The following is a 12,152-nucleotide window of genomic DNA, read 5'->3' as shown; positions in this document are numbered from 1 at the left end:
CGCAAAAACAGTCTGTCACCGCCAATGGTTATCTCCCTTGAATATCAATAGTTCATAAGAATATGCAAACCGGCCAAGAAAACTGCAGTTCAAAACGGCTCGTAATGGTACGATACGGCGAGCTGTTTTTAAAAAGCGAACCGGTGAAACACCATTTTATCGGATTGCTCTTACGAAATATCGGAAAAGCACTTGCCGCGTCAGGGCTGCGTGGACATTACGAAACGCCCCGGGGGCGTATCCTGATCTTTGGCGATGAGCCCGAAAAAATAGCCGATATTGTCTCGCGTATTTTTGGGATTGTCGATGTCAGCATCTGCATAAAAACCGGGGGTCATATCGATGATCTCTGCACAGCAGCAATTACCCTGGCAAAAGAACACCTTTCAGCGGGTATGAGTTTTGCCGTCCGGGCAAAACGCCAGCAGAAGACAGGACTTGACAGCCAGGTACTGGGTGCCCGGATAGGTTCTGCAATCTATGAGCAGATTCCCGGCCTGCACGTTGACCTTGATCATCCTGATTACGAGGTCTTTGTCGAAGTGAGGGATTTTGGCGGACTGGTATATGATTCACGGATTACATCCCCCGGTGGATTGCCCTGGGGAACGCAGGGGCGGGCGCTGGTACTTCTCTCCTCGGGGATTGATTCACCAGTAGCATCATGGCTTGCCATGAAACGCGGGTGCGAGATCACCCACATTCATCTTGACGGTGGCCGCTGGGCCGGGAGCGATGTAAAGGCGGCAGCAATCGAAAACCACCGCCGGCTCTCGCGCTGGTGTGCCGGTAATCCGCTCATGATGGTGATTGCAAACAGCGAGCCCCTGTATGACCGTATGCAGGAGCTCCGTATCCCACCGAGATACCGGTGCGTGATCTGCAAGCGGTTCATGCTGCAGGTTGCTTCCCGCCTCATGCAGCACGAAGGTGCCCTGGCAATTATTACCGGTGAAAATCTCGGGCAGGTAGCTTCCCAGACGCTGCCCAACCTTTCTGTTATTTCAGAAGGATTAACCGTACCGGTGCTCCGCCCCCTCATCACGTACGACAAGGAAGAGACCATCACCCTGGCCCGCCGCATAGGCACGTTTGACACGCACCCGGGCGATCTTGCCTGCCGGGCAGTCCCCAAGATGCCCGCAACTGCTGCTGTACTGGAAGCCATTCTGGAATGCGAGCAGAAGATGGAGATCACCGCCATTATCGACAAGGCATGTACGGAACTGAAGTATGTTACGGCACTGAACAGTGAGATCGTTTCAGACTTGTAAGATCCCTGCCTGTCACAACCAACAATTATACTATCGTGCTGCCATCTTTCCTGTACGGGTGCAAATGCCGGAAAAAAACCATGCGGGCTATATTACACTCTATAACTCCGGAGAGCTGGCCGAACGCATCGATCGGGCCTATGATATTTTAAAATCCTGTACAATCTGCCCGCGCCAATGCCGGGTTAACCGGACCTGCAATGAGAAAGGGTACTGCAGGACCGGGTTTCTTCCTGTCATTGCCAGTTACGGCCCGCATTTTGGTGAAGAGCCCCCGCTTGTCGGGCGGAATGGTTCAGGTACCATCTTTGTTACCCACTGCAACTTAGCCTGCGGGTTCTGCCAGAATTATGCTATCAGCCAGTGTGGCAGGGGGCAAGAGGTTCCTGTTGAGACGCTGGCAGGAATGATGATCCGGCTCCAGACTCAGGGATGCCATAACATCAATATTGTCACACCGTCACATATCGTGCCGCAGCTGCTCAGCAGTCTTGGCATCGCCATCGGGCAGGGACTTACTATTCCGCTGGTGTATAACAGTGGGGGATACGATTCTGCAGATACGCTCCGGCTCCTGGAAGGCATTGTGGACATCTACATGCCGGATGCAAAATACGCAAGCAATGAAGTGGCACTTGCTCTTTCGGATGCACCACACTATGTAGATTTTATGAAAGCGGCTATTGAGGAGATGCACCGGCAGGTTGGTGATCTCGTGATTGAAGAGGGTATAGCCAGGAAAGGTCTGATCATCCGGCATCTGGTGCTGCCGGACAACCTGGCAGGCAGTGATCACATCCTTCCATGGATAGCGGAAAATATCTCGCGGGAATCCTACGTCAATATCATGGATCAGTACCATCCTTCATGGCATGCGTCCAATCCGGATAATAAACCGTTACCGGCATGCCTTAAGCGTAAGATCACGGCCGATGAATATATGTTTGCCATCAGAAGTGCACAGAGTTGCGGACTCCACCGGGGATTTTAAAAAGTTCAGAGAAGTTTCTCAACACTTTTGATAACGGTTTTCAGCGCCTTGACCCGGGCATATCCTTTGTCATCGGATTCTATGACAACCCACGGGGCATAGGGAGTGTTGGTTCTTGCCAGCATCTCATCAACCGCTTCATTATACTGGTCCCATTTCTCCCGGTTCCGCCAGTCTTCCTCGGTAATCTTGTATTGTTTGAGCGGATCGTCCTCCCGCTGTTTGAACCGTTTGAGCTGCTCGTCTTTATCTATCTCAAGCCAGAACTTCAGCATCCCCCCGCCACTGCTTTCAATATAATCCTGCTCCATCTCGTTGATCTCCTGGTATGCCCGCTGCCATTCGTGCTCGGAACAGAATCCTTCCACCCGTTCGACAAGCACCCGGCCATACCAGCTGCGATCATAAATGGCAATGTGACCGGCGCTCGGGAAATGCTTGATGAACCTCCTGAGATAGTGGTATTGTTTTTCATTCGGTGTTGGTGCTGCAATCGGAATCACATCATAACCCAAAGGATTCATCTGCCGGGCAATTCTCATGATATTTCCTCCCTTTCCTGCGGCATCCCAGCCCTCATAGGCAATAATGAACGGGATCTTTCTCTTGAAAAGAAGATAATGGAGCTCCAGCATCTCTATCTGGAGATTGTTCAGCATATCCTGGCATTCCTCTTTTGAATGAGGCGATTCTGATGAGGATCTTCGCCGTACGGGATTTTTTGGAGGTTTGACTATGTTTTTGGTTTTACTTTTTCTTGATTGCGCTGCCTGTGCTTCGGCCACTCTCTTTTCAAGAATTTTTACCAGGGTGGAATAGATCTTTAAAATGGTATACTTCCGGTCCGTTGCCTCGATCACATGCCATGGGGCATATGCGGTATCAGTATTTTCAATGAACTCATCGATTACCGGAAGATAGGTATCATAATGCTGGTGGAAATTCCAGATCTTTGGGGTGACGAGCCATGCAGTCAACGGGTTTCGTTCCCGGACAAGCAGGCGCATCTTCTGATCATCTTTGCTGATATGTAAAAAAAATTTAAAGATTACCGTGCCATTATCTGCCAATTGCCGTTCAAAATTATTGATCGAATTGATCTTATCTTTCATTGTCTTTTTCCAGCCAATGCTTGACAGTTTTTCAGCTAAAGCCCTGCTGTACCAGCTGCGGGCAAAAATGGCGATCCTTCCGTTGGATGGGGTCCGCAGCCAGAATCTCCACATGAACGGGCGTGCCGCTTCTTCATCACTGGGATTGTCGATTGCATGCAGATTGAAACCACGGGGATCGAGCGACTGGATGATCTCGTGGATGGACATGGTGATGCCGGATGCATTCCACCCTTCAAGAACGATGATGACGGGAATATTGAGATCGCGAAGTGTCCGCTGGAGAATACTCAGGCGCTCTTTCAAATCGCCAATTGGCTTTTCAAAGGTTTCATTATCGATAGTCTTAGTCAGATCCAGCTTTTCAAACATCCTGCCCTCTCGCTCACCGGTATTCTGTCACTAAAGTCATCGTATCGGGATAACGAAACATGGGACATCCCGTGTATTAAAACCAACCGGTGAGCCGGATCCGCGAGAATGCCGGATTAATTAAAAAGGGTGCGGTTCGTTTTATGCCCGCAGATGCAGACCGTTCTCATTTGCGATACCGGCAAACACTTCCGCAAGGTATACTGCCTGCTTCCGCGTCATACCATACGTGTTGAACTTCCAGACTTTTGTTGCACCGGGGATGACACCGGTTACCCCCTTCTCCTCAAGTGCGCTTGAAAAGAAGAAGCCCCGCTTTTTATGGGATTCTGCGATTCTGTCAAATGAACCGATCGTGTCTGCCCGGGTCAGCGTGTGCTTCCGTGGCATCTCCGAGAGGATCTTCGTTCCTTCAACCGCAAGAAGTCCATCCACAACGATCCGGTTGTTTTCCAGTTCAAAGTCAAAGTGTTTTACCCGTTCCTTTACGTGCGGAAATGATGCCATCATGCCAATAAGGGTGACACCCATCAGCGTGCATCCCATCATCTCGGGCTCTTTTATCCCAAATTTTCGCTGGGTCACATCGCCAATAATGGCAGTCGTGCGGAACACTTCTCCCGCTCGTTCTGAGGTTGCTGCAAGGATGCCGGACGGAGCTGGAGCTGCCATGCTCTTATGCCCGGAACCGACAACAAAATCCACTCCCAGATCCCTGCCATTCACGGGCAGGATACCGACCGTGTAGGCCCCGTTATAGAGCACGGGGATATCGTACTGGTGGCAGACCTTTGCGATTGCTTTTACATCGTGCATATTGCCAAACTGGTAGTCAACATGATCGATGAAAGCAAGAACCGGAGCTTTGCCGGACTGTTTTTTAACTTCTTCAATCTTCGCTGCGGTTGCATCGTGTGTTATCATGCGCTTATCGTTTGCAGGAATTTCGCAGGCAATCCCCCCTGCTCCTTCAATCGCAAGGAACTCGGTATAATGGGAGAGCGAAGTGAGGAGAACCGGATCACCCTTCTGAACGTACGTGTGGGCGACAGCCTGGAATCCCCGCCGTGCACCGGGCACTGTGCGGACGGCATCCATGTTCAGCCAGGCTGCGACATCCTTGTGGAACTCTGCAATCGGGGGCTTGCTGATATAGTCAAGCCGGTTGGGCTTGCGGCAGTTGTCACAGACAGAATACCCGTCACCGTAAGCGATCACGGCTTTCATTGCATCCCCGGTGAGCCTTCCCCCAACCTGGATAGGATCGATATTAATTGCGACTTCATCCACCTGTCGCGCTTCGATACCACTCGCGCATCTCATCTCAGCATCTCCTGTTTCAATGAAGCGACCTGCCGTTCAAGGTTCTCCAAAAGCCGCTGTGCCTGCACCCGCTGTTTGTCATCCAGCTCGTGCTGCGGTGCCGTTTCGCGAAGGATTACCCGGAGATCGGTAAGAGTATAGAGTGCCTGGAACGTCATGTCAACTGCCCGTTTTGACAAAAATTTCACCTTACTAGTATTGAGATTGCCCTGAAATAAGTAACCGTATTTAGCCCGGTGCCGGAACGCTGGGTATATCGTATCTCACACGAGAACAAGAGAATGAGGGAGTAACCGTTGGCGTTTACCTGTCAGCAATGCGGAGAATGCTGCAGCTCCATGGGCGAGATTATCGAAATACTTGAAGAGACTGGACCTCAATCATACCGGATCGGATTTTCCGTTACCGGGGAAGAGCGGATCGTTTCGATTGATCCTGATAAACAGGATCTGTTCCGGTTGCAGGAGATCAGAACTGTTCGGCCGATGGCCTGCCCGTTCCTGCGGGAAGGCGGCAACAAAAAATGTGTCTGCTCGGTTCACACATCCCGCCCCGATCTCTGTCGCCAGTACTCCTGCTATCATATCCTCATAATGGATCAACAGGATACACGGATAGGCCGGGTGAGGGAAGCATCCCGGATGTTAACTACGTCTGATGAAGATCTTCGCATACTCTGGAACAGGGAGATTACCGGCGTTTTAATTACGGACGAAAAATGCTGGGAAGAACATGTGGAACAGACACTCACCCATGCAGGATACAGGGTTGTGCGATAACCGGAATAGATTACTTCCGATAACTGACAATCCTGCATTGGAATGATGTAGTTGGAAAAGACATTAAAATGTGTAAAAAAATAATCATCTACACTTTTTTTCTGTCCGATTAAAAGCGGGTATATACGACACATCAATAATTTTTTATTCGTTGGAACAGACACTCCGATTTCCCGATCAAATAAAAATATTGACATTTCTTTATGTGCTTGCAGAGGTAATGCTGGAGATGAACGCAAATGATGAGTTTTTCCTATCTCTGTAAACATCTCGCCGGTACACAGCCTACCAAAGGAAACGAATCGGGAATTCCCACGTGTACAAAAAAACATGATACCGGTGATTTCTGTACACCCGATTCTGAAGAAAAATCTGTAGCGGCAAAAATCACGTGCCGGGACGCAGATTTTATAAAAATTCCCGTTATGAGAAAAAAGAGAATGTGATGCAGAAACTTTGATTTTTTTAATTCCTGTCAAATGCGAGTCTGAAATCAATTCCAGAGACCCTGTTTTCTCAACATTTTATCATGTACAATGATCAAAACTTAAGCGTAGATCCGGCTCTGGGAATTAGTGCCGGGGGGTAGGAGTGGAATTTAAAAATAAAGTGTTAATTATCGGGTATGGGGCCGTGTCCAAGTGCACACTCCCCATCCTGCTCCGGCATGTAACCATACCGCTTGAAAATATTACCATTATCGATTTTAAAAATAAAGCGCAGGATCTCAAAGCGTGGACAACAGGTGGTCTCCGGTTTTTTAAGAGAAAAGTTACCCGGGATAACCTTGACCAGATTCTTTCGGAATACCTTGCCGATGGAGGTCTCCTGATAGATCTCGCGTGGAATATTGACTGCTGTGAACTGGTGCAGTGGTGTCATGACCATAACGTCATGTATGTGAATACATCCGTAGAAGCCTGGGATCCCGATGCGGAGAAATTCACAGCCAGCCCGTATGAAAAGACCCTGTATTTCCGTCAGATGAAACTTCACGAACTCACGAAAGACTGGCATGACGGTGCAACCTGTGTGGTGGATCACGGTGCAAATCCTGGCCTCATCTCTCACTTTGCACGACAGGGTCTCTGTGATATTGCGCGCAGAATGATTGCAGATGACATAGCACCGGATCCGGAACGGATGAAGAACCTGATCCTGAAGCAGAATTTTGCCGGGCTTGCGATGGAAACCGGCGTAAAAGTTATCCACTGTTCAGAAAGGGATACCCAGATTTCCCGGTCACCCAAAACCGTAGATGAATTTGTCGGGACATGGTGTATTGAAGGGCTCAGGGAAGAAGGGACCGCCCCGGCAGAGATCGGCTGGGGAACTCATGAAAAAGATCTTCCGGAAAAAGCCACGATTCCCCCCGTAGGGCCCAAAAACGAGATCCTGCTTGCGAAGATGGGGATCAATACGTGGGTGCGCTCGTGGGTCCCTCACCATGAGATTGTTGGCATGGTCATCCGGCATGGCGAAGCTTTTGGCATATCAGATCGCTGGACCGTCTGGAAAGACGGCAAGGCAATCTATCGGCCAACCGTGCATTACGCGTATCAACCCTGCGATGCAACCATTGCCTCGCTCCATGAACTGCGGGGAAGAAATTACGAACTGCAACCTAAGTTGCGGATCTTAAATGACCGGGAGATCATCAGCGGATCGGATACATTAGGTGCGCTCCTGATGGGTCATCCTTATCATTCCTGGTGGACGGGGAGTATCCTTTCGATTGAGGAAGCAAAGACCCTTGCTCCCGGGCAGAACGCGACAACGGTCCAGGTCGGCCTAGGCGTCGTGACCGCGGTCATGTGGATGATTGAAAATCCCAGGCGTGGTTTCTGTCTTCCCGATGATCTGCCCCATGAGTTTGTGCTGGACATTGCAAGGCCATATCTTGGCGAATTCTATTCAGGCTCTTCAGACTGGACCCCGTTGAAAAACCGGGCGGTCTACTTCAAGGAGAATCCGGAGAATGATTATGACCGGCAAGATGTCTGGCAATTCAAAAACTTCTTATTTGTGCAATGAATGAATCATGTAATGACAAAAATCGCGGTCGATGCAAAGAAGAAGAGGAAGAAGAAAGGGACTGATGACGGGGTACACCATATCAGCGATGCCCGTAAGGAACTGTTGCAGGATCTCGCCCGTGAGCATGGTACCCCCATCTTCGTTATCGATCACGAAAAACTCCGGGATAATTACCGGGAATTCCGACAGAACCTGCCCAAAGTCCAGGTCTATTTTGCGGTAAAGGCAAATTCTAATCCGGAAATAGTCAGGACGCTCTTTGACATGGGCAGCAGTTTTGATGTTGCATCCATGCCGGAATTTATGATCGTCTATGAAAATATCCGGAAAATGCCTGCCAGGGAGCGCCAGGACTGGATCTGGGATAAGATCATCTATGCAAATACGATAAAACCGATTGAAACGTTAGAAGCGCTTGACAAATACAACCCGCTGGTCACGTTTGACAATATTGAAGAACTCAAAAAACTCCGTCGGCATGCACCACATGCAGGTCTCGTGCTCAGGATACGAGTCCCCAATACCGGTTCTCTCGTGGAACTCTCCTCAAAGTTCGGGGCCCATCCGGGCGAGGCAGTGGACCTGATCATTTCAGCTTTCGATATGGGGCTCGTTGTCGAAGGTCTTAGTTTTCATGTCGGCAGCCAGTGTACAAATTTTGAGAACTATGTCCAGGCCCTGCAGCTGTCCGCAGATATCATAAACGAGGTTGAGACGCGAACCGGCCGGAAAATCAGGATCCTTGATATCGGCGGTGGCTTTCCGGTGAAGTACCACCCCGAGGTCAAATCCTTCAAACTTCTTGCAAAACAACTGACTGCTGAAATAAAACGGTTGTTTCCCAAAGATATGCAGATCCTTGCAGAACCCGGCCGCTTCCTTGTTGCCAATGCCTGCGAAGTCGTGGCAAAAGTTGTCGGCAAGGCATTCCGCGACGGGAAACCCTGTTATTATATCAACGACGGAGTTTACCACACGTATTCCGGCCAGGTCTTTGACCATAGCACTTACCCGGTGCTGTCATTCAAGGAAGGAGAGACGCACATTTCCGCGGTATTCGGCCCTACCTGCGATGCTTTTGATACCATCACGCTCTCCGCAGAGTTGCCTGACCTTGAGATCGGCGATCTGGTCTATTCAGAAAATATCGGGGCTTATTCCCATGCCTCATCCACGTACTTCAATGGGTTCCCCCCGGCAAAAGTTGTGCATATCAACAAGTAATTTATAAACTTCAGTACTCTCTTTTTATGGCGCATTGTTCCGGCAAGCCGGACAGTTCAGGGCATAATCCCGGATGCCTTCATTCCATGGTGTAAACCCGATGCAGACTTTCGGTTTGGTGTCATGAATTTTACAATACACCTTGCCATCCTCGGCTCGCCAGAAGAACGGACAATACGTTAATGTCCGGCCCTTTGTATCTGTCCAGTAGTCTATGCGGACAACGTGGGGCAGATCATTTTTGGAAATATCCCGGGCTGTGCACTTTTTCCCGTTAGCAAACCTGATCAAAACATGTTGCAGAATATCCTGGCGGTTAGCCTGTATCCAGGGGATGAGATCTTCAATTACCCCCTTCTGTCCCCAACCCCACTTCTCGCAGCACTTACCGCATTGCAGGCAATCCTGAACAGGAGTCATGGGAACAGAACCGGAAATAATTGGTGTATATCTGAATACTAATTAGCCGGATGTTATTGTATCTGTATTTCTATTCTGTATAAAAACGATAAAGGAAATTACCGGATCAAAAAGGCCATCGTTTATACAGACCTGATGTCTTTTGAATTACAGGATGGGCATGATGGCCGGGAAGTGCAATCCCACGAAAATTCCTCGCCACATTCATTACAGCAGCATTCAGGGCAGCCGGGATCAAAAATATAAATTGCATAGGGTTCACCCTTCATGTTCACACTCATATCTGAAGGTGTATATTGAGGTTGGAAAAAATAAAGCTTGTGAAATATATGTGAAAAAAAGGTTTTTTCCTTATTTCTTGCCTGTAAGATAAATCCGGAATAAGGATTGAAATGATCGATACTCGTTCCTCTGCAAAAAGGTTACATTCCGGTATCATTCGGAACAAGGAGAATGGAATGGTTCTTATTTCCCGGGTCGTTTAAAAATTCCCATGATCATTGAAATTATTCTTGAAATGAATCCCCCTGATGGAGGAGTTGTGTCTTTGTCAGATACGCGCTCGGCTTTTTGAGTGACTTCTTCGTTTCCAAAGGATCTGCCAACATCCACCGGGTTACTTCTGGAGGATGTATCCGTGCCGGAGCCAAAAGGTCCGGGCATAGGTATTTCTGGATTAACAGGTTTGTTGTCGAGCGTTCTGGCCCTTAATGACCGGGGTTCCTGGTCGGCCGGTATTTTTTGTTGCGTAACGTGGGGAGCATTTTTGCCAGTTGATGCATCCATTCCCTGTCCGGTTTTTCCCGCCCGTGTTTCCGGGGAAAGCGGGCGGGAGGAGGAGGTAATTTCAGGAATTTCTTTTGGGAATGATAGCCCTGAGCAAACGGGATTATGGGTACGTTTACCTCCAGGAGATTCAGCCACCACAATCATATCCGGTTCTTTGCCGGGAGGTTGCTGAAGGTCCCCATCTTCAAAAAGAGAAAATGAACTGGCAGGTTCAGGAATTACGTCTGTATCCGGAAGACCTTTCGCTGGCGGGTAAATCTCCGGAATTGGGGTGATCTCCGGGGCAGTCACTTGACGCAAAACGCTCATTTCCGGTACAATACCTTTTCCTGCGGACAGATTCGTTTCGCTCTCAGACATAACGGACAAATCTGCGAGTTCCGGTTGAGCTGCTGGATTAATTCCCGCATCGACCGGGAGTATTTCCTGCACGTTCTCATTCTTTGCAGGTACCGGTACGACACGTCCTTTTTCTTTAATATTACCTGAAACGGATTCCTGCATCTCGCGAGAGAACTTCTCACCTGAAAAGCGTTCTTGTTCTATCCTTCTCTCGATAGAAATGATAACTGCTTCAAGATCCGTGCGGATCTTCTCGTCATCATCCCGGACTAAAGAGAGCTGTACCTTCATATTCTGGAGAAGACTCATATCCACTTCAAGATTTGTCATCAGAGAGGTATATTTGTCAATCCGGTCCTGCGCGATTCCCGCAGATCTCCATACCTCTATATTTGCACGGTTTGCTTTTTGACGTGCGAGCACTTTTTCTATAGATTCGATAAGCTTTTTTGGAGTTACGGGTTTTGATACGAAATCGTCGATGCTGATCCGGTGCTCTTCTGCTTCCTCAGCACTGATCTTTTTTGCAGAAAACATGAGAACCGGGATATGCCGGGTAGCAGAGTTTTCCTTGATTCGCACCAGCGTTTCCCAACCGTCCATAGGCTCCATCAGGATATCAAGGATGATAATAGCCGGAGTCTCTTTCTCAAGTATCTCGAGGCATTGCGCTCCGCCATACACTGCAATTATCCGGTACTTTTTTTTTAAGATAGCTGCAAGCCCTTCAACAATGAACGAGCTGTCATCTACGATAAGAATCGTGTCAGTCAAAGATATCTGATTCCATTGCTCGTTTTCCGCAGGTTCTGATTCATAATACCGTCAGTGAACTGGTACTCATATTTCGGCTATTTCGGCAATTCTTATGTTATCATCATAGTGTATCAACAATCAACTATAGGTATAGGCTAAAATTATTGATAAAATACGATGATGGGGAAATATACATCCAACTTTTAAAATAACCTGCAGGATATTACTATCGTCAATGATTGTACCTGAAATATCGATCTGGAACCGGACCATTTTTCACTCAAAATCTCTTCCTGACCAAAATAAGAATCCTGTTCTTGTGGGAATTAAAACAAAAATGTATAATAAAACCAAAGACATGATAGGAGTTGGTGAATACCTGTGTCAAATGATACTGCAGACAAGACAATAACTGTGGGAGTTCCCAGCGCGGACAGTTATAAAATCCAGACCGCAGAAGCACTCGAGGAAGCGGCTCGCAAACTGCGGAATGCTGACATTTCAATAAAAGGCGAGGATGTCAGGCATATCCTCACCGATGTTGAATCCCGGGTAAACCAGCTTAAAACCGAAGTAAGCGCCGGGTATGAAAAAATTGAAGCCGATTATCATAAAAAGGTCGAGCCGGTTGAACATATCATCATCGAGCATCCCATTCCAGCAGTCCTGATCGCGGCCGGTATTGGATTTCTGATCGGTGTGTTGATCTTCAAATCCCGCGACTGAACGGGGG

The 12,152-nt window shown here is 48.5% G+C and carries 11 protein-coding genes; 6 read left to right on the top strand and 5 right to left on the bottom strand.

From position 1 onward, the window contains the following. Positions 1-104: 104 nt before the first annotated feature. Together thiI and WC593_03015 are read left to right on the top strand one after the other, a co-directional pair. On the top strand, positions 105-1,274 hold the full coding sequence (gene thiI, locus WC593_03020; protein ID MFA4824109.1) for a tRNA uracil 4-sulfurtransferase ThiI: 1,170 nt from the start codon (positions 105-107) through the stop codon (positions 1,272-1,274). 64 nt (positions 1,275-1,338) lie between these two features. Further along, positions 1,339-2,265, top strand: a complete 927-nt coding sequence (locus WC593_03015; protein MFA4824108.1) for a radical SAM protein — start codon at positions 1,339-1,341, stop codon at positions 2,263-2,265. A 5-nt stretch (positions 2,266-2,270) separates the two neighbouring features. On the opposite strand, the gene pap is transcribed toward WC593_03015, so the two are convergent. The 3 genes from pap to WC593_03000 all read right to left on the bottom strand — a co-directional run bounded on the left by pap (position 2,271) and on the right by WC593_03000 (position 5,260). Continuing rightward, positions 2,271-3,749, bottom strand: a complete 1,479-nt coding sequence (gene pap, locus WC593_03010; protein MFA4824107.1) for a polyphosphate:AMP phosphotransferase — start codon at positions 3,747-3,749, stop codon at positions 2,271-2,273. A gap of 141 nt (positions 3,750-3,890) precedes the next feature. Next, positions 3,891-5,072 carry an O-phospho-L-seryl-tRNA:Cys-tRNA synthase gene (gene pscS, locus WC593_03005; GenBank protein ID MFA4824106.1) on the bottom strand — a complete coding sequence of 394 codons (1,182 nt, stop codon included), beginning with the start codon at positions 5,070-5,072 and terminating at the stop codon, positions 3,891-3,893. Further along, positions 5,069-5,260, bottom strand: coding sequence for a hypothetical protein (locus WC593_03000; protein MFA4824105.1), 192 nt, complete (start codon positions 5,258-5,260; stop codon positions 5,069-5,071). The genes pscS and WC593_03000 overlap by 4 nt, the downstream gene beginning before the upstream one ends. 108 nt (positions 5,261-5,368) lie before the next feature. On the opposite strand from WC593_03000, the gene WC593_02995 reads away from it, so the two are divergent. The 3 genes from WC593_02995 to WC593_02985 all read left to right on the top strand — a co-directional run bounded on the left by WC593_02995 (position 5,369) and on the right by WC593_02985 (position 9,112). Further along, on the top strand, positions 5,369-5,851 hold the full coding sequence (locus WC593_02995) for a YkgJ family cysteine cluster protein (protein MFA4824104.1): 483 nt from the start codon (positions 5,369-5,371) through the stop codon (positions 5,849-5,851). 591 nt (positions 5,852-6,442) lie between these two features. Beyond that, positions 6,443-7,885 carry a saccharopine dehydrogenase C-terminal domain-containing protein gene (locus WC593_02990; protein MFA4824103.1) on the top strand — a complete coding sequence of 481 codons (1,443 nt, stop codon included), beginning with the start codon at positions 6,443-6,445 and terminating at the stop codon, positions 7,883-7,885. A gap of 12 nt (positions 7,886-7,897) precedes the next feature. Beyond that, the gene (locus WC593_02985) at positions 7,898-9,112 is read left to right on the top strand and encodes a type III PLP-dependent enzyme (GenBank protein ID MFA4824102.1); all 1,215 of its coding nucleotides are present in this window, start codon (positions 7,898-7,900) and stop codon (positions 9,110-9,112) included. Between the two features lie 24 nt (positions 9,113-9,136). On the opposite strand, the gene WC593_02980 is transcribed toward WC593_02985, so the two are convergent. Then, positions 9,137-9,532 (bottom strand): hypothetical protein, encoded by a 396-nt coding sequence (locus tag WC593_02980; protein MFA4824101.1) that lies wholly within the window; start codon positions 9,530-9,532, stop codon positions 9,137-9,139. Positions 9,533-9,997: 465 nt separating this feature from the next. Further along, complete coding sequence (locus tag WC593_02975) at positions 9,998-11,437, bottom strand: response regulator (GenBank protein MFA4824100.1); 1,440 nt, start codon at positions 11,435-11,437, stop codon at positions 9,998-10,000. A gap of 363 nt (positions 11,438-11,800) precedes the next feature. Here WC593_02975 and WC593_02970 point away from each other — a divergent pair, with 363 nt between their 5' ends. Next, positions 11,801-12,145 carry a DUF883 C-terminal domain-containing protein gene (locus WC593_02970; GenBank protein ID MFA4824099.1) on the top strand — a complete coding sequence of 115 codons (345 nt, stop codon included), beginning with the start codon at positions 11,801-11,803 and terminating at the stop codon, positions 12,143-12,145. Positions 12,146-12,152 lie beyond the last annotated feature (7 nt).

The sequence above is a fragment of the Methanoregula sp. genome (assembly GCA_041645435.1).
GTDB lineage: Archaea > Halobacteriota > Methanomicrobia > Methanomicrobiales > Methanospirillaceae > Methanoregula.
This window is presented reverse-complemented; position numbering and strand designations above follow the sequence as displayed.

What these genes read in the sequence shown, in the direction of transcription:
- thiI (MFA4824109.1), top strand. Translation starts at nt 105, where the DNA reads ATGGTACGATACGGCGAGCTGTTTTTAAAAAGCGAACCGGTGAAACAC.
- pap (MFA4824107.1), bottom strand. Translation starts at nt 3,749, where the DNA reads ATGTTTGAAAAGCTGGATCTGACTAAGACTATCGATAATGAAACCTTT.
- WC593_02980 (MFA4824101.1), bottom strand. Translation starts at nt 9,532, where the DNA reads ATGACTCCTGTTCAGGATTGCCTGCAATGCGGTAAGTGCTGCGAGAAG.
- WC593_02985 (MFA4824102.1), top strand. Translation starts at nt 7,898, where the DNA reads ATGACAAAAATCGCGGTCGATGCAAAGAAGAAGAGGAAGAAGAAAGGG.
- WC593_03015 (MFA4824108.1), top strand. Translation starts at nt 1,339, where the DNA reads ATGCCGGAAAAAAACCATGCGGGCTATATTACACTCTATAACTCCGGA.
- pscS (MFA4824106.1), bottom strand. Translation starts at nt 5,072, where the DNA reads ATGAGATGCGCGAGTGGTATCGAAGCGCGACAGGTGGATGAAGTCGCA.